This is a genomic window from Streptomyces sp. NPDC003248 (assembly GCF_055563235.1).
In genome coordinates this window covers 162,561-179,236 of sequence record NZ_JBVHDT010000012.1, presented here as the reverse complement: position 1 = coordinate 179,236, position 16,676 = coordinate 162,561, and the positions used below count along the sequence as shown (strand labels likewise).

General features: G+C 77.1%; 14 protein-coding genes. 6 read left to right on the top strand and 8 right to left on the bottom strand.

Annotation, left to right across the window (positions count from 1 at the left end; translation table 11 throughout):
• Positions 1-24 precede the first annotated feature (24 nt).
• Together ACZ3KJ_RS26170 and ACZ3KJ_RS26165 are read right to left on the bottom strand one after the other, a co-directional pair.
• A complete protein-coding gene (locus tag ACZ3KJ_RS26170) occupies positions 25-717 on the bottom strand; it encodes a hypothetical protein (protein WP_467530515.1) in 693 nt (230 codons plus the stop codon).
• Positions 718-726: 9 nt separating this feature from the next.
• Entirely contained in the window at positions 727-1,881 is a 1,155-nt protein-coding gene (locus ACZ3KJ_RS26165; protein ID WP_467530513.1) for a hydroxymethylglutaryl-CoA lyase, read from the bottom strand.
• A gap of 64 nt (positions 1,882-1,945) precedes the next feature.
• Between ACZ3KJ_RS26165 and ACZ3KJ_RS26160 the strand changes: the two genes are divergently transcribed.
• Both ACZ3KJ_RS26160 and ACZ3KJ_RS26155 read left to right on the top strand, forming a co-directional pair.
• Positions 1,946-3,139: a CaiB/BaiF CoA transferase family protein gene (locus ACZ3KJ_RS26160; protein ID WP_467530511.1), complete on the top strand. Its 1,194-nt coding sequence runs from the start codon at positions 1,946-1,948 to the stop codon at positions 3,137-3,139.
• Between the two features lies 1 nt (position 3,140).
• Positions 3,141-3,794 carry an isochorismatase family protein gene (locus ACZ3KJ_RS26155; RefSeq protein WP_467530509.1) on the top strand — a complete coding sequence of 218 codons (654 nt, stop codon included), beginning with the start codon at positions 3,141-3,143 and terminating at the stop codon, positions 3,792-3,794.
• Positions 3,795-3,913: 119 nt separating this feature from the next.
• Here the strand turns inward: ACZ3KJ_RS26155 and ACZ3KJ_RS26150 are convergent, their stop codons facing one another.
• Genes ACZ3KJ_RS26150 through ACZ3KJ_RS26125 form a run of 6 tightly spaced genes read right to left on the bottom strand, consistent with a single transcriptional unit; the run spans position 3,914 to position 11,446 of the window.
• Positions 3,914-4,636: a neocarzinostatin apoprotein domain-containing protein gene (locus tag ACZ3KJ_RS26150; RefSeq protein ID WP_467530507.1), complete on the bottom strand. Its 723-nt coding sequence runs from the start codon at positions 4,634-4,636 to the stop codon at positions 3,914-3,916.
• On the bottom strand, positions 4,636-5,334 hold the full coding sequence (locus ACZ3KJ_RS26145; protein WP_467530505.1) for a neocarzinostatin apoprotein domain-containing protein: 699 nt from the start codon (positions 5,332-5,334) through the stop codon (positions 4,636-4,638). Before ACZ3KJ_RS26145 ends, ACZ3KJ_RS26150 begins: the two co-directional genes overlap by 1 nt.
• Positions 5,331-7,589, bottom strand: a complete 2,259-nt coding sequence (locus ACZ3KJ_RS26140) for a hypothetical protein (protein WP_467530503.1) — start codon at positions 7,587-7,589, stop codon at positions 5,331-5,333. Before ACZ3KJ_RS26140 ends, ACZ3KJ_RS26145 begins: the two co-directional genes overlap by 4 nt.
• The gene (locus ACZ3KJ_RS26135) at positions 7,586-8,779 is read right to left on the bottom strand and encodes a hypothetical protein (protein ID WP_467530502.1); all 1,194 of its coding nucleotides are present in this window, start codon (positions 8,777-8,779) and stop codon (positions 7,586-7,588) included. Before ACZ3KJ_RS26135 ends, ACZ3KJ_RS26140 begins: the two co-directional genes overlap by 4 nt.
• Positions 8,776-9,810: a hypothetical protein gene (locus tag ACZ3KJ_RS26130; RefSeq protein ID WP_467530500.1), complete on the bottom strand. Its 1,035-nt coding sequence runs from the start codon at positions 9,808-9,810 to the stop codon at positions 8,776-8,778. The genes ACZ3KJ_RS26135 and ACZ3KJ_RS26130 overlap by 4 nt, the downstream gene beginning before the upstream one ends.
• Before the next feature lie 16 nt (positions 9,811-9,826).
• Entirely contained in the window at positions 9,827-11,446 is a 1,620-nt protein-coding gene (locus ACZ3KJ_RS26125; RefSeq protein ID WP_467530499.1) for a hypothetical protein, read from the bottom strand.
• 481 nt (positions 11,447-11,927) lie between these two features.
• Here ACZ3KJ_RS26125 and ACZ3KJ_RS26120 point away from each other — a divergent pair, with 481 nt between their 5' ends.
• From ACZ3KJ_RS26120 to ACZ3KJ_RS26105, 4 genes are read left to right on the top strand one after another with little or no spacing between them, the layout of a single operon-like run.
• Positions 11,928-12,686, top strand: coding sequence for a MaoC family dehydratase (locus ACZ3KJ_RS26120; protein ID WP_467530498.1), 759 nt, complete (start codon positions 11,928-11,930; stop codon positions 12,684-12,686).
• Positions 12,683-13,723: an LLM class flavin-dependent oxidoreductase gene (locus ACZ3KJ_RS26115; RefSeq protein WP_467530496.1), complete on the top strand. Its 1,041-nt coding sequence runs from the start codon at positions 12,683-12,685 to the stop codon at positions 13,721-13,723. The genes ACZ3KJ_RS26120 and ACZ3KJ_RS26115 overlap by 4 nt, the downstream gene beginning before the upstream one ends.
• The gene (locus ACZ3KJ_RS26110; RefSeq protein WP_467530495.1) at positions 13,720-14,967 is read left to right on the top strand and encodes a CaiB/BaiF CoA transferase family protein; all 1,248 of its coding nucleotides are present in this window, start codon (positions 13,720-13,722) and stop codon (positions 14,965-14,967) included. Before ACZ3KJ_RS26115 ends, ACZ3KJ_RS26110 begins: the two co-directional genes overlap by 4 nt.
• On the top strand, positions 14,960-16,666 hold the full coding sequence (locus tag ACZ3KJ_RS26105) for an MmgE/PrpD family protein (RefSeq protein WP_467530494.1): 1,707 nt from the start codon (positions 14,960-14,962) through the stop codon (positions 16,664-16,666). The genes ACZ3KJ_RS26110 and ACZ3KJ_RS26105 overlap by 8 nt, the downstream gene beginning before the upstream one ends.
• The last annotated feature ends 10 nt before the right edge of the window (positions 16,667-16,676 follow it).

Sequence of the window (16,676 nt, the reverse complement as noted above, 5' to 3'; positions counted from 1 at the left end):
ACGGGATCACAGCCCCACACGGGATCACAGCGCCGCACCGGGTTTGAGCACGCCCAGCGCGGCCGCCGCCAGCACGCTCAGCCAGATCCCGGCGACGTACGGGACGCAGCCGTCTACCGCGCGGCGCAGCGCCCTCTCGGTCTGCGGTGTGGAGCCGTCGCGGGCCAGGGCGGCGAACGCCGCGCCGAAGGGACGCAGGGTCAGCCTGATGCCCAGTCCGCAGGCGATGGCCGTCGCGTAGAGCATCACCTTGGCGCCGAGCCAGTGCGGGCGGGTCGTGACCCCGAAGGGCTCGTCCGCCAGCAGCGTGTACCCTCCGGCCGCGAGCAGGGCGGTGGTGAGCGCGATGCGTACGGCCCAGTCGGCGCGGCGGACGAGGGGGTGCCGGCCGGGTCTGCGGTGGTCACGGACCGTCAGCCAGAGCCAGCACCCCGCTCCGGCCCAGGCGGACGCCGCCGTCCAGCCGCCGAGCAGCGGGGCGCCGTGCGGCTCCAGGGCCATCAGCGTCACCCCGCTGGGCAGGAACAGCACCAGGCAGATCTTGGGGCCGAGGTCGAGCACGCCCATGATGCGCAGGGCCGTCGCCCGCGCCTCGAAGGACAGGTCACGGGCGAGGACGAAGCGGCTGGAGACGTAGACGCCGAGGTCGCCGCCGAGCCAGAAGACGAACAGCACCAGGTGCAGCAGGATCCACCAGCCGTGTGCGTGGGCTCCCATGACGCCCCCTCAGCCCGCGCGGCCGGAGCGGCCGGAGCGGCCGAAGCGGCCGAAGCGGCCGGAGCCCGCCGTCGGCGCCGCGTCCGCGGCGGACGGGCCACCGGATCCGGACGGCGGGGACTGGGAGGACAGTGAGGACGGCGGAGGTGGCGAGGACGGCGGGGACGGCGGGGACGGTGAGGACCGCGGGGACGGCGGGGACGGTGAGGACGGCGGGGACGGCGGGGACGGCGGGGACGGTGAGGACGGCGGGAAGGTGCCCGCGCGGCCGAGGAGGGCCGGGACCGGCTTCCCCAGGCGCTCCCCCAGCCGGCCGGCGACGCCGATGGCGGCCTCCAGCTCGATGCCGGTGCGCACACCCATCCGTTCCATCAGGTAGACGAGGTCCTCGGTGGCGATGTTGCCGGTGGCGGCGGGGGCGAACGGGCAGCCGCCGATGCCGCCGAGCGAGGCGTCCAGCCAGGTCGCCCCCGCGTGCAGCGCGGCGACCGCGTTGGCGTAGCCCGTGTTGCGGGTGTTGTGGAAGTGGCAGCGCAGCGGGACGCCGGGGGCGGCCTCGGCGACCGCGTGGAGCAGACGGGTCACGGCGTCCGGGGCGGCGACGCCGATGGTGTCGGCCAGCACGATCTCCGCCGCCCCCGTGCGCGCGGCCCGCCGCGCCAGGCCGACCACCCGCGGCTCGGGGACCTCGCCCTCGAAGGGGCAGCCGAAGGCGGCGGCGACGGTGACGGACGGGGCGACGCCGGCGGCGTGCGCGCGGGCCGCGACGTCCTCCCAGACGGTGAGCGCCTCCTCGGTGCCCACCCCCTGGTTGCGGCGGCAGAAGGTGTCACTGGCGACGACCACGCAGTTGACCTCGTCGACGCCGCCGTCCACCGCGCGTTCCAGGCCCCGCCGGTTGAGCACCAGGCCCGAGTACCGCACGCCCGCCACGCGGGGTACCAGCGCCATCACCTCCTCGGCGCCGGCCATCTGCGGAACGCGGCCGGGACGGACGAAGGCCACCGCCTCCACACGCCGCGCGCCCGCCGCCACGGCGCGGGCCACCAGTTCGGCGCGCTCGGCGGGCTCCAGGATCTCGGTCTCGTTCTGCAGGCCGTCGCGCGGGGCGACTTCGACGATGCCGACGGCGGACGGCGCCGCCCCGGCGGATTCGCTCTCCATGCGCGCCATTCTGCCCCGACGGTTCCCCTGGCGGAACAGCGTTTCCTAAATCTAGACTCGGCTCATGACTGGACCCCTCTGCGACATCCGTGTGCTGGAGACCGGCACCCTGCTCGCCGGCCCCTTCTGCGGACAGCTGCTCGGCGACCACGGCGCCGAGGTCATCAAGCTGGAGGACCCCGGCCGCGGGGACCCGATGCGCCAGTGGGGCCGTGAACGCCCCTACGGCACCTCCCTGTGGTGGCCGGTGGTCGCCCGCAACAAGAAGTCCGTCACCTGCAACCTCCGCCATCCCGAGGGCCAGCGCCTGGCCCGCGAACTGGCCGCCACCGCCGACGTGCTGGTGGAGAACTTCCGCCCCGGCACCCTGGAGCGCTGGGGGCTGGACTACGCCACCCTGTCCGCCCTCAACCCGCGGCTCGTCCTGGTCCGCGTCACCGGCTACGGGCAGACCGGCCCCTACGCGCCGCGAGCCGGCTTCGGTTCCATCGGCGAGGCGATGGGCGGCATCCGCCACATCACCGGCGAACCCGACCGCGCCCCCTCGCGCACCGGCGTCTCCCTCGGGGACGCCCTGGCCGGCACCATGGCCGCCTACGGCACCGTGATGGCGCTGCACGCGCGGCAGCGCACCGGGCGCGGCCAGATCGTCGACTCCGCGCTGTACGAGGCGGTCCTCGCCTACATGGAGTCGCTGATCCCGGAGTGGGAGATCGGCGGCTACCGGCGTGGACGCACCGGGGCCGTCCTGCCCAACGTCGCCCCCAGCAACGTCTATCCGACCGCCGACGGCGCGGACGTGCTGATCGCCGCGAACCAGGACACCGTCTTCACCCGGCTCACCGAGGTGATGGGCGACCCGGCGCTGGCGGCCGATCCCCGCTACGCCACGCACAGCGCGCGCGGCGCCCACCAGGCCGAGCTGGACGAGGTGATCGCGAAGTGGACGGCGCGACAGGACTCCGGCGCGCTGCTGGCCGCGCTGCACGCGGCGGGCGTCCCCGCGGGCCGCACCTACACCGCCGCGGACATGCTCCAGGACCCGCACTTCGCCGCGCGTGAGGCCATCGTCCGGGTGCCGCACCCCGACTTCGGGGAGATCCCGATGCAGAACGTCGTGCCGCGGCTGTCCGCCACTCCGGGCGCCGTGCGCTGGGCGGGGCCCGAACTCGGCGCCCACAACGAGGAGATCTGGGGCGGTGTGCTGGGCCTGGACGCCGAGCGGCGCGCCGCGCTCGCCGCCGACGGGGTGATCTGAGGTGGCCGGCCGGCTCGACGACGACTACGCGCGGGCCGGCTTCGGCCGCCGCGTCGGCTGGGGCGAACGCCCCGCGGTCCTCCTCGTCGACGCGGTGCGCGCGTACGCCGACCCCGCCTCGCACCTGTACCTGCGCACGGCGGAGCCGGCGCTGGCCGCGATGGCCGCGCTCGCCCGCGCCGCCCGCGCGGCCGGGGCGCCGGTGGTCTTCACCGCCGTCCACTACGCGGGCGACCCGGGCGCCGACGCACCGCACTTCCACCGCAAGGTCCCCGGTCTGGACGCCTTCCGCGCGGGCAGTCCGTACGCGGACTTCACCGAGGTGTGCCGGCCCGCGGACGGCGATCTGCTGGTGCGCAAGCACTACCCGAGCGCCTTCTTCGCCACCGGCCTCGACCGGTGGCTGGCCGGACACGGCGTGGACACCGTCGTCGTCGGCGGTTTCTCCACCAGCGGCTGTGTGCGGGCGAGCGCCCTGGACGCGTTGCAGTACGGCTTCCGGCCCCAGGTGGTACGGGAGTCCGTCGCCGACCGGGACCCGGGCCCGCACGAGGCCAACCTGTTCGACCTGGACTCCAAGTACGCCGACGTGATCGCGCTGGAGGAGGCGCTGGGGCGGCTGTCCTCGGGAGCGGCACCCCGCCGGACGCCGTAGCGCCGTAGGCACCCGCCGGATGCCGCAGGTACCCGCCGTAGCGCCGCAGGGGCCCCGCGGCGGTGCGGGGGGGCGGACCGCCGCTGGTGGCGCGGCCCGCCCCTCGCACCCGGCCGGCGTCATTCGTGGCGGCCCCGGCGACGCGGCGTGAGCAGCAGCGCCGAGCTGCCGCACAGCACCAGGGTGCCGGCGGCGAGCAGTCCGACCGGGACGCCGTCCACGAAACCGGTGCTGGCCAGCGCGTCGTCCGTGGACGATCCGCCCGAGCCGCCCGAGCCGTCCGTGGTGCCGCCCGAGCCCGCCGTGGAGGAGCCCGCGGACCCGGTCGCCGTGCTCGACGAGGAGCCGCCGCCCGAGGAGGATCCCCCCGAGGACGACCCGCCCGAGGAGGAGCCGCCGCTCGCCGAGACGGTGAGCGGGACCTGCACCATCTCCTTGGTCGCCGTGATGAAGACGGCGATCACGCAGGCTCCGGCCGCGCTCGTACAACTCGCGCCGCCCGCCTGGGCCTTGACAGTCACCTCGACACTGGTGGCGTTCGTCGAGGAGCTGTGCCAGACGCCGTCCGCGTCGGTCTTGCCGATGTACGCCGCGTCGGCGGAGGTGTCGCAGTCGGTCGGGCCGGACGGGTCCGGCTTGCACAGGCCGAGCGGCGCGAAGGACTGGTTCTCGCTCAGTCCCTTCGCCGAGACGGTCACGGTGTCGCCGACCACCAGTCCGGTGGTCTTGCTGACGGTCAGGACACCGGCGGCCCCGGCGGGGCCGGCGGCGAGCAGGGCGCCGGCGAGCACCGTCGTCCCGGCGCCGGCCACCGCCGTCGTTCTGAGGAGCACGCTACGCATCAGGGAGTACCTCCAGTGTGGGAGAGCGGGGCGGGGTCCGGGTGCCGTGGCGGACGGGAGACGACGACGGCGCCGGCCGCGCAGAGCACGACGGCGGCCAGCGCGAGCGACCAGAGCGTCGCCGAGAGCCCCTCCCCGCCGGATCCGGCGGCGGAGGGCGCGGCGCTCGCGGTCGTGGCGCGCCCGGTGCCGGACGGATCCCCGGTCACGGTGCCGCCCGCCAGTCCGATGCGGACGTCGACGGTGTTCGGGGGCCGCAGAGACGCCGGTGTGCCGGTGGGCAGCGGCGAGACCCCGACGACGCACTGCTTCGTGCGGCAGTCGGTGCCGGCGACCGTGCGGTGCACGGTGAGCGTGACCTCGGGCAGCCGTCCGCGCGCGTCGATGTTGACGAGCGCGGCGCCACCGGTCAGATCGCAGTCGGCGTTGCTGCGGTAGTGCTCCGCGCACAGGCCCACCGCGACGGAGGTGAGGCCGGGGGTGAAGCCCTGGCCGGTGACGGTGATCCGCTGGCCCTCGGTCAGTCCGGTGGTGCGGGAGACCGTGACGGTGGCCCCGCCGTCGGCGGCCGCGGCGGGGGCGGGGGCGGACAGCGGCAGGAGCAGCGGTCCGCAGACGGCCAGGGCCAGGGCGGCTCGCCGCAGCCGCGGGCGCGGGCGCGGCGGGGGCGTCGTCGCGGTGCGCGCGAGGGTGGTCATGCCGGTCTCCCTTCCTGGAGGTCCGCCGCGCCGTCCGGGGCCGGCACCCCGCGGGCGCGGACTCGGCGGGCGCGGACGCGGCGGGCCCCCTTCGTGCGGGCGCGGGTGCGGGCGGGCCGGCGCTCGGTGAGGTCGAGCACGCGGGCGTCGAGGGGTACGGCTCCGCTGCCCGCGGTGGCCACCAGCACCGCCGTGCCCTGGGCCGCGACCCGCCGTACCAGCACGGCCACTTGAGGGTCGTCGGCGAGGGCGGCGGACGGGGCGGACGTGAGGTCGAGCAGCAGCAGGCGGGGACGGGCGAGCAGGGCCTGGGCCAGTCCCAGCACGCAGCGTTCGGCCGGATCCAGGTCGCGGGGCGGGTCGTCGAGCCGGTGCCGCAGGGCTGGGAACGCGGCCGTGACGCCGTGTTCCAGTTCCTCGGCGCGGCCCGGGCCGTACGACGCGGCGGCGGCGCGCAGTGCCTCGCGGACCGTCCGGTCCGAGGCCAGCTGGGGCAGCAGCCCGGCCCCGGTGGCGTCCGAGGGGTCCAGCGCGGCCGACAGGCCGAGCAGCCAGCGCGTCCGGACGCCGGTCGCCCGCAGGTCCTGGCCGTGCAGCCGGCAGTGGCCGGCGGCGGGGCGGGCGTGGCCGGCCAGCACCTTCAACAGGGCGGCCGCCCGCCGGCCGGACCGCTCGTCGCGCAGGACCAGCACCTCCCCCGCGGCCGCCGTCAGCCGCAGCCGCCGGATCACCGTCCGGCCCTGGTACCGGACCGTCACGTCGTGGAGCCGCAGGAAGGGCTCCCCCGCCCCGGTGGGCGCGGGCCCGGTGCGCGCGGTGCGGGCGAGGACGAGGGTTCCGGCGAGGGGCGGCAGGGCGCAGAGGGCGAGCGCGTCACCCGCGTCCACCAGGCGCCCCGCACCGGCGAGGAGGCCGATCCCCGCGAGCGCGCCGGCGATCGTCCAGCGGGTGCCCGTTCCGGGGCGGCGGTCGCCGGTCTGTGCGTCGAGGAGCCGTCCGGTGAGGGCCACGCAGGTGAGCAGCGCGCCGAGGGCGAGGGTCAGGTGCGCCGCCTCGGGAGCGGCCGCCTGCGCGAGGAGGGCGGCGGCGGCGCCGGCGAGGGTGAGGGCGGCGGCGCGGCGGGCGGCGGCGCCCGCCGGCCGCAGCACCGGGTGCGCGGCGAGGACGGCGACGGCCGCCGCCGCGGCGGCCTGGGCGACGTGACCGGCCGGGTCCGCGCCGAGCAGGGTGAAGCGGAACGTGTACAGGTCCAGGGCGGCGAGGACACCGACGGCCGCGACCGCCCCGAGCGCGGCACGCGCGATGCGCTCGGTTCCCCGGCCGAGGGCTCCGCCGCCCGGTCCCGGATCGTCGGCGGGGCGCGGCGGAAGGGGCGGGGCCTGTCGGGGCGGGACCTGTCGGGTCGGAGGGGTGAGGGGTGGTGGGGTGAGGGGCGGTCCGTCGTCCGGCGCGGGTGACCGCCCGGCGTGCGGCGCGGGTGGCCACGCGGTCTCCAACGCCGGTGACGCCCCGGCGTACGGAGCGGGTGACGGCCCGGCGTACGGTGCCGGCGACCGCGTGGTCTCCAACTCCGGTGACGGTCCGCCGTCCGGCTCCGTTGCCCGCCCGCCGTCCGGCTCCGTTGCCCGCCCGCCGTCCGGCGGCGGTCCCGCCGCCGTCCCGCCGGGCGCGTCCATCCCGCCGGGCGCGCCCGGACCGCCGTCCGCGGCGGTCCGTGAGGTCGGCGTCCGTCGTGTCAGGGCGTCCGGGGCCAGGAGCAGGGCGCCGGTCGCCCCGCAGAGGAGCAGGGCGGTCTCCGGCCGGTCGGGCAGCGCCTCGATGAGGGCGGCGCTCCCGGCCAGTCCCGCCAGGACCGCCGGATACCGGACGGCGGACCGGCGGGCGCCGAGCGCGGCGGCGCCGAGGAGGGCCGCCGTCGGCACCGCCGCGCAGAAGACGGCGACGCCCGGCAGCGCACCGGCGAGCGCGACCGCCACGCAGCCGGCGGCGGCGCACCGGGCGGCGCCCCTGCCCAGGCCGTGGCGGGGCGCCGCGAGGCGGCGGACGGCGGGCAGGGCGGCCGGGGTCAGCAGGAGCGCGGTGAGCAGGACGTAGCGGACGGCGGCGCCGGGCATCCCGATGACCCCGCCCAGTTGCTGGGCGCCGAGCACGAGGGCGCCGGGCACCAGCCCGGTGGCGGCTCCGGTGGCGGCCGTGCGCAGGGGTGCGAACGGGAGCGCCCGGGTGCGCGCGGGAAGGGGCGGGTTCCGGGTCACCGGCCCTCACCCGCCTCGGGGACGGCGCCGCTCGCGTCGTCCATGAGGTGGGCGGGACCGGCGGGATCGGCGGGGCGCGGGTCCAACAGGCGCTCCAGGGTGTCGAGTCGTGCCGTGTCCACGAGGGAGGGCCGTCCGGACAGCGTGCGCAACAGGCCTTCCAGGCCGAGCCGTTCGGCTGGTGGGCCGCCCGCGTCCGGGTGGGCCGGGGCGGCGGTGAGGGAGGCGAGCACGGCGCGCAGTCCGTCGCCGGTGACTTCGACGGTCGCCGGGGCGGGCAGGACGGCGGCCCGGGGCGGCGGGACCGGCTCGGGCGGACGGGTGAGCCGGCGGCGGATCGCCCGGCCGATCGCGAAGACGGTGAGGAGCACCGAGCCGCCGGCGGCGGCGAGGAGCCCCCAGGGGTAGAGGTCGGTGGCGACGAGGAAGGGTTGCGCGGCGTACGTCCCGCCCACCGCGTAGCGGCCGAAGGCCGCCAGGGGCAGCGCGACGGGAACGCGGTAGGTGGCGCGTGCGCCGGGCTCCAGCGGTGAGGTGAGCGGGGTGACGACGTCGGTGTCCGCGGTGCCGCCCGTGCCCCACCGGATGACGAGCGGGCTGCGGCCGAGGGTGGCCGTCCCGGTGTTGCGGACGGTGACGACCAGGGTGCGGCGGGGCCGTCCGCCGAAGAGTTCGGCGAGGCCGGGGCGGCCGGTCAGGACGGTGTCGACGATCTGCACGTCGGGCGTGGCGGTGTCCGGGTCCGGGACGGCCGTCTCGGGGACACCGGCCACCTCGACGTCCGTGGCGGCCGACCGCGCCCCCGGCCCGCCGCCGGTGGTGGCGCGGACCACGCACGGGCAGTCGACCGGCGGGGCGCCCACGACCAGGGTGAGCCGGAAGGTGCCGTCGGCGGCCACGAGGGCGACCGCGCCGCGCAGGGTGTCGCAGTCGGCACTGCCGTGCACGGCTCGCAGCCCGCACACCTCGGTCTGCACGGTGGCCCCCGCGGCCCAGCCGGTGCCGGTGACGGTGACGGGCCGTCCGGGGACCAGGCGGGTCGCGTCGGCGGTGACGGCGGGGGCGGGCGGGCTCGCCGTACCCGCGGCGTGGGCCGGTGCGGCGGTCAGGGCCGTGACACCGAGCACGCCGAGGCTCACGGCGAGGGTGCGGCGGGCCGCGGCCGGGCCGCGGGCACGGCGGTGGGTCATGGGTGCTCCTGCGCGAGGGTGCGGCGGCGGCGCCGGGCCTGGGAGAGCGCGGCGACGAGGAGGGCCGCCGCCACGGCCACGACCCCGAGGGTGGGCCAGGACAGGGCGAGCCGGTGGGTGCGGGCGGTGGTGGCGGGGACGCCGGCGGCGGAGACCATCACCGTCGCGGTCAGCAGGTCCAGCGGCGGGGCGCGGCCGAGGGCGAGGGCGAGTTCGGTGTGCTGGCCGGGCAGGACCGGCGGCAGCGAGCGGGTCCGGGTGACGATCTCGCGTCCGAACAGTCCGGTGACGGTGATGACGGCCTTGCCCTGGACGGGTGTGTTGCCGGTGTTGGTGACGGTGTAGCGGACGGTGGCCCGGCCGGCGGCGAAGGGGGCGCCGTCGGGTGTGTGGACGAGACCGACCCCACGGACGGCCAGGCCCGGGGTGAGCGGTCCGGCGACGGTGAGTTCGAGCCGTACGGCGATGGCCCGCTGGATGCTCACCTCCACGCCGGAGTCGGTGGTGCCCCCGTCGTGCAGGGTGTTGTCGAGCGCGACGACACCGCCGGTGTGGGTGCCGGGGGTGGCGTCCTCGGGGACGGTCACCGTGAACGGGATGTCGGCCGCCCGGCGTTCGGGCAGGATCAGGGCGTTGGTGCTCATCTTCACCCAGGCGCCGACGTCGTGCTGCGCCTCGCCCGCCTGCCGGTAGCCGAGGCCGCCGTCGCGCGGGGTGGTGTAGGCGTCGGCCGCGTACACCTGGAAGGAGCGGGGCTCGGTCGACAGGTTGCTGACGCGCACCGAGTCGTGGATCACCGAGCCGGGACGGGCGTCCAGTTGGAAGGTCAGGCGTCTCGCGGCGGCGCCGGTGCTCCGGTCGGTGGGCTGCACCGACCAGGCCTGGGAGGATCCGCCGGAGCCGTCCTCCGCCGCCGTCCGGGGCGCCGGCAGCCAGGCGGCCAGGACGGTGAGCACGGCGAGCGCGGCGAACGTGGTGGCGGTGCCGTGGCGGGGGCGGATGCGGAGACGGCTTCGGGGTGGTGGGCGCATCGGCGTGATCAGGCGTTCAGGACAGGGTGAGACGCAGCACGGCCGCGTACTCGCCGGCCTGGGTGATGGCGGGCACCCGCAGGTAGAGGGAGGCGCCGGCGTCGAAGTCGCCGCCGGTGACCGAGGTGGGGTCGTCGCTGGCGGCCTGGGTGCACAGGGGGGCCGCGGTCGTGGCGCTGAGGGGTCCCGGGCTGCCGGGGGTGACGGTGGAGGCCGCCGCGGCACCGGCGTGGACCGCGCAGGTGGGCGTCCACGACAGGTTCCCGGCCGGGACGGCGGCGCCGGCGGAGTTGGTGAAGTCGGTGACGGTGCCGACCAGGGACCAGCCCCGGGTACTGCCGCGGAAGTCCTTGACCTCGACGGCGTTGAGGGAGCCGGTGGCGGTGTGCTCGGTGCCGTCGACGGTGACGGGCGACAGGGTCACCTCGCCCGCCGCCTGGGCCATGGTCAGGGCGCCGCCGGAGACGACGACCTTCAGGGTCTGCTCGGCGCTGCCGCCGTCGGCCGTGGCGCTCCAGGCCGCCTCCGCGAAGTCGCCTGCGCCGCCGTCGGCCTCGGTGGCCACCACCTTCACGGTGCCGGCGGCGGGGGTGAGCGTCGCGGTGAAGGCGCCGCGGGCGTCGACGGGGGCGACGAGGGGGGCGCCGGTGGCCTCGCCGTCGGCGTCCACGCCGGTGACGGTGACCTCGTCGCCCGGGTCGAAGGAGGCGCCGGTGACGGTGGTGCTCGTGCCGGGTCCGCCGCCGGACGGGCTGAGCTGGAGGGAGCGGGTGCCCAGCACGCCGAGGACGACGGTGGCGCCGAGCGAGCCCTGGGTGACGACCAGGGTGTGCGGGCCGGGCGTGGCGCCCGCGCCGATGAGGACGGTGCCGGTGAGGCGTCCGTCGCCGTCGACCGTGAGGTCGGGGGTGAGGACGTCGTCGGCGCAGGCGCTGGTGCCGTCCAGGGCGCACAGCCGTACGCCGTCGACGGGTTCGCCCGGGGTCCAGCCCGTGCCGGCGAGGGTCACGGTGTCGCCGGGGCGGGCGCCGGTGGTGTCGGTGGCGGGACGGCCGGAGATCTTCTGGACCGCCGCGGCGGCGCTTCCGGTGCTGCCGTCGGTGACGGTGACGGTCGACAGGACCGGTGCGGTGCCGTCGACGGTACAGGCGATGCTGAGGCCGTAGTTGGTGATGTTCAGGGTGAGGTCGCCCGGGGTGAGCTGGACGGTGCCGGGCTGGGCGACGGTGAGCGTGCCGGTGAGGTCCGGGATCGGGATCTCCGCGTAGGGGGCGACGGCCGCGTTGGAGGCGGGGGCGCTCACGGTGACGGGGTCCTGGCCGGTGACGCCGAGTCGCGCGGAGACGGCCACCGTGCCGGCGGTCAGCGCCACGGGCCCGTTGGCGGGGCCGTCGGCGAAGCTCAGCGTGAGGTCGACCGGCGTGCCGGGTGTGGTGGTGGCGTCGGCGGTGAGGGTCGCCGTGGTGGTGAACACCGAGTGGGACGACGCGAACACGCAGTCGTAGGTCACGGCGGCACTGCCCGCGTGCGCCGGCCGGGCACCGCCGAGCACCAGCGATCCGGCCGCGGCGACGACGAGTGCGGCGAGCGCGGCCGCGGTGCGCGACGGGGCCGCCGCGATGGTCTTGGCTCTCATACCGGGAAGCTGCCCCCTTCACGGAGCGGCGCGTGCGGTCGCACGGGCCGTCGGGCACGGACGCCGCGAGGCGCCCCCGGCGTTTCCATTGAGGAAACACCGTTTCGAAGAGATGCGTCACATGGAGCCATCAGCGTGACGCGGTGTCAAGACGGGAGCGGGAGGTGCCGGGTAAAACCCCTGTTTCCGACGGGCTTCGGCGTGCGACCCTTGAGGGAAACACCGGACCGCAGAGGGAAACAGGATGCTTGACGGTGGCGGGCCGCGCCCCTAGGGTCGGGCCGGGACACCGTCCCGCTCTGCCGGGTCGCACCGTCCCGCTCTGCCGGATCGCACCGCCACCGCACGGCCACCGCACCCCCAACCGCACGGCCACGGCTCGCCGCAGCACGGCCACGGCCACGTCCACTCCACCGCACCGCGGCCCGCCTGAGGCGGACCTTCGGCATGCCCCGGGAGCCCGCATCCGAAAGAGGACGCCATGACTTCCCCCGACGACCCGCAGCCCGTCGTCCGTCCGGGCTGGACCGGGCGCTTCTACGAGGACTTCTCCCCCGGCGACGTCTACCGGCACCCGCTGGGACGCACGGTCGGTGAGGCCGACAACACCTGGTTCACGCTGCTGACGATGAACACCAGCCAGCTGCACTTCAACAGCCAGTACGCGGCGGCCGGCGAGTTCGGCCGCCCCCTGGTGGTGTCCACCCTGACCCTCGCCATCGCCGTCGGCCAGAGCGTCACCGACCTCTCCCAGAACGCGTTCGCCAACCTCGGCTGGGACGACGTCCGGATGACCGCGCCGGTCCACGCCGGTGACACCCTGTGGTCGGAGTCCCTGGTGGTCTCACGGCGCGAATCCCGCTCCCGGCCCGGCGCCGGCATCGTCACCGTACGCACCCGCACCCTCAACCAGCACGGCACCGAGGTCTGCACGTTCCTGCGCACCTTCTACGTCCACAAACGGGGCGCGGCCGCCCTGGAGGGCATCCGCCCCGAGGCCGCCACACCGTGGCCGACGAGCCCCTCGGCGAGCCCCTCTGCGGCCCCCTCCGCCGCCCCCTCGGCGGACCCGCTCGGGCCCGCCGCCGGCCGGCCCACCGCCGGCCGGACCGCGCCGGACCGCAAGCACCTCGACCCCGCGCCGGACCGCGAGCACCTCGACCCCGCGCCGGACGGCGAACGCCCCGCCCCCGCGCCGGACGGCGAACGCCCCGACGCCGCCGCCCGGACCCCCCGATGACCACCCCGGCCCTGCCCCGGCTCGGCTACGCGCCCTGGGGCGCGGACCTGGCCGAACTCACCGCCGCCGGACGGCTCGCCGAGGAGGCGGGTGCCGACACCCTGTGGGCGGCCGAACTGCACCGCAGCGCCACCGTCACCGCCGCCGCGCTGGCCTGCGCCACCGCCACCGCGCGGATCGGCACCGCCGTCGCCCTCGCCTTCGTCCGCTCCCCCATGACCTGCGCCCTGGAGGCCCTGGACCTCGACGAACTCTCCGACGGGCGGGCGGTGCTGGGCCTCGGCACCGGCGTGCGGCGGCTGAACGAGGAGTGGCACGGCGTGCGCTTCGACCACCCGGTACAGCGGCTGCGCGAGACCGTGGACTGCGTCCGGGCCTTCGTCGCCCGCTGCGCCGACGGCGACCCCATCGAGGCCGGCGGCCCGCTCACCGCGCTCCGCGTGCGCGGCTACCGGCGGCCGCTCCCCCGGCGCACCCGCGTCCCCGTCCACCTCGCCGCCGCCGGGCCCCTGATGACCCGGCTCGCCGGCGAGATCGGCGACGGCTGGATCGGACACGAACTCGGCTCCCCCGCCCATCTGCGCGAGACCGTGCTGCCCGCCCTGCGCGCCGGCCTGGCCACGGCCGGACGCACACCGGACGGCCTCGAAGTCGTCGCCTCCGCCTGCGTCTCGGTCCACCCCGACCCGGCGGAGGCCCTGCGCCGGGCGTCCGGCGGGGTCGGGTTCTACGCTTCGGTCCGCACCTACGCCCCGCTGTTCGCCGCCCACCGACTCGCCGCGCCGCAGAGCCGGGTGGCCGAGGAGTTCCGCAGACCCGGCGTCCGCGCGGGCGACCTGGCCGGCGCCGTCGACCCGGCCATGACCCGCGCCCTCACCGTCTGCGGCACCCCCGACCAGGTCGCCGACCGTCTCACCGGCTACGCGGGCCTCGCCGACAGCCTCAAGATCACCCCGCCCGTGCACGGACTGACCCCCCGTGAGATCCGCGAGTCGCAGGCCCATGTCCTCGACCTCATCCGGGAGCTGCGCCCATGACCACCGTCCCCACCGCCCCCACCGCCCCCTCACCGCCCGCCCGCCGTCCGCTGGACGACGTACGGGTGCTCGCCGTGGAGCAGTACGGCGCGGGTCCGTTCGGCACCTGGCACCTGGCCGAACTCGGCGCCGAGATCATCAAGATCGAGGAGCCCCGCTCGGGCGGGGACGTGGGCCGCTACGTCCCCCCGTACCAGGACGGCGAGGACTCCCTGTTCTTCGAGACCTTCAACCGCGGCAAACGCAGCGTGGGTCTGGACCTGGCCACCCCGTCCGGCCGGTCCGTCTTCGAGGACCTGGTGCGGCACAGCGACGCCGTCTACTCCAACCTGCGCGGGGACGTCCCCGCCCGCATCGGCATCACCCACGCCGACCTGCGGCACCTCAACCCGGCGGTGGTGTGCTGCTCCCTCACGGGCTTCGGCATGACCGGACCGCGTTCCCGGCAGCCCGGCTACGACTACGTCCTCCAGGGACTGGCCGGCTGGATGGACCTGACCGGGGAGCCGAGCGGCCCGCCCGCCAAGTCCGGCCTGTCGCTGGTCGACTACTCGGGCGGGTACGTCGCCGCCGTCGCCCTGCTCGCCGGGCTGCACGCGGCCCGCCGCGACGGCGTCGGCTGCGACTGCGACGTCTCGCTGTACGACACGGCCGTCTCCATGCTGACCTATCCGGCCACCTGGCACCTGACCGCGGACTACGAGCCGGTCCGCACCCGGCACTCCGCCCACCCCTCCCTGGTGCCGTTCCAGGCCTTCCGCGCCCGGGACGGCTGGCTGGTGGTGGGCTGCGCCAAGGAGAAGTTCTGGCGCCGGCTCGCCCCGCTCCTCGGCCACCCCGAATGGACCGGACCCGGCCATCCCTACGCCGGCTTCGCGGGCCGCCGGGAACACCGCGAGAAGCTCGTGCCGGAGCTGGAGGAGCTGTTCGCGGCCCGGACGGTGGCCGAGTGGCTCGCCGTCCTCACCCCGGCCGGCGTGCCCTGCGCGCCGGTGCACACCGTGGCCGAGGCCCTCGCCGACCCGCACACCGCGGCCCGCGGCCTCGTCACCGAGAGCGCGCACCCCCGGTTCGGCACCGTGCGCGCCCCGGCGAGCCCGGTCCGGGTCGGCCCCCGCCCCGACGGGCCCGCGCCCCGCGCACCCCGGCGCGGCGAGCACACCGACGCCGTCCTGCGCAACCTCCTCGGCTACGACGACGCCAGGATCGCCGCGTTGCGCGCGACGGGAGCGTTCGGTGTCTGACCCCGCACCGGCCGGCCCCACCCCGGCCCCGCACACCGTCCCGGCCGGCCCCACCCCGGCCCCGCACACCGTCCCGGCCGGCCCCACCCCGGCCCCGCACACCGTCCCGGCCGGCCCCGCCCCGGCCCCGCGCACCGCACCGCCTGCCGCCGGGACGACGACGCCACCGGCGCGGCCGGGGCCGTCCCCGCACCACCACGGCGGCAACCACAGCCATCACAGCCACGGCCACGGCCACAGCCACAGCCACAGCCACAGCCACAGCCACGGTGTCGCCCACGGCCCGGGACCAGGTCAGGGCTCCGAGGCGACCGCCGCGCGGCTGATCGCCGAGTGGGCCACCGGACTCACCCCGGCCACCGTGCCCAGCGTGGTCCGGCGGGCCGTGTGCCGGCAGCTCCTCGACGGCCTCGGCTGTGTGCTCGCGGCGGCCCGCACGGGCCTGGCCGGGCCCGCGCTGGCCGTCGCGGCGGCACTCGGCGGCCCACCGGAGGCGACGGTCCCCGGGCTGTCCGCCCCGGTCGGCGCACCCGCCGCCGCGCTGGCACTGGGCAACCTCGTCCACGCCCTGGACTTCGACGACACCCACCCCGGCGCGCTCGTGCACGCGACCGCGGCCGTGCTGCCGGCCCTGTTCGCGGTGGGCCGGCAGACGACGGCCGACGGCCCCGGGCTGCTGGTCGCCGCGGCCGCCGGGTACGAGACCGCGCTGCGCGTCGGGCTCGGCGCCCCCTACGGGTTCCACGCCCGCGGCCTGCACGCGACCCAGATCGCGACGGTCTTCGCCGCCGCCGTCACCGCCTCGGTCCTCACCGGGCAGCCCGCCGGCGTCACGGCCCACGCCCTCGGCCTCGCCGGCAGCGGCGCGGGCGGACTGCTGGAGTTCCTCGACGCCGGCAGCGACACCAAGGCCCTGCACCCCGGCCTCGGCGCGCACGCCGGACTGCTCGCCGCGCGGCTCGCCGCCGCCGGAGCCCAGGGCCCCGCCTCCGTCCTGGAGGGCCGCCACGGCGTCTACGCGGCCCTCGCCGACCGCCGCGCCACGGCCGCCGACATCGCCGGGGACCTGGGCGAGATGTGGCACGTCACCGCCGTGGAGAGCAAACTCCACCCCTGCTGCCACCTGCTGCATCGCACCCTCGACGCGGCCGCCCTGCTGCGCGGACGGCTGGCGGAGCACGGCGGTCCCGGTCCCGGCGCCCTCGTGTCGGTCGTCGCGGCGGTGCCACCGGGCACCGTGCCCGTGGTGTGCGAACCCCGCGCCCACCGCGTCGCGCCGCGCACCCCGTACGAGGCGAAGTTCTCCCTGCCGTTCAGCACCGCGCTCATGCTGCTCGACGGGCGCCTGACACCCGGCACCTACCGTCCGGCCGCCCTCGTGCGGGCGGACGCCCGGTCCCTGGCCGCGCGGGTCTCGCACGTGGTGCGCCCCTACGCCGGACCGGACGCCGAGGCGCCCGGCGACCTCAGGGCGCACCTGGCCGACGGCACCTCGCTCGACGTCCGGGTCGACGGCGGTCCCGTCCGCCCGCCCGGCACCGACCGCGTCGTCGCCAAGTTTCACGCCAACGCGGGCGGCGAGACGGCCGTGACGAGGGAGCTCGCCGAACGGATGCTGCGCCTGGACCGCGAGGACGACCTGACGGCGGTCCTGCGCCTCGTCGAGGACGCCCTGCCCGACCCGCCCGCCGACCCGTGACGAGTCCCGC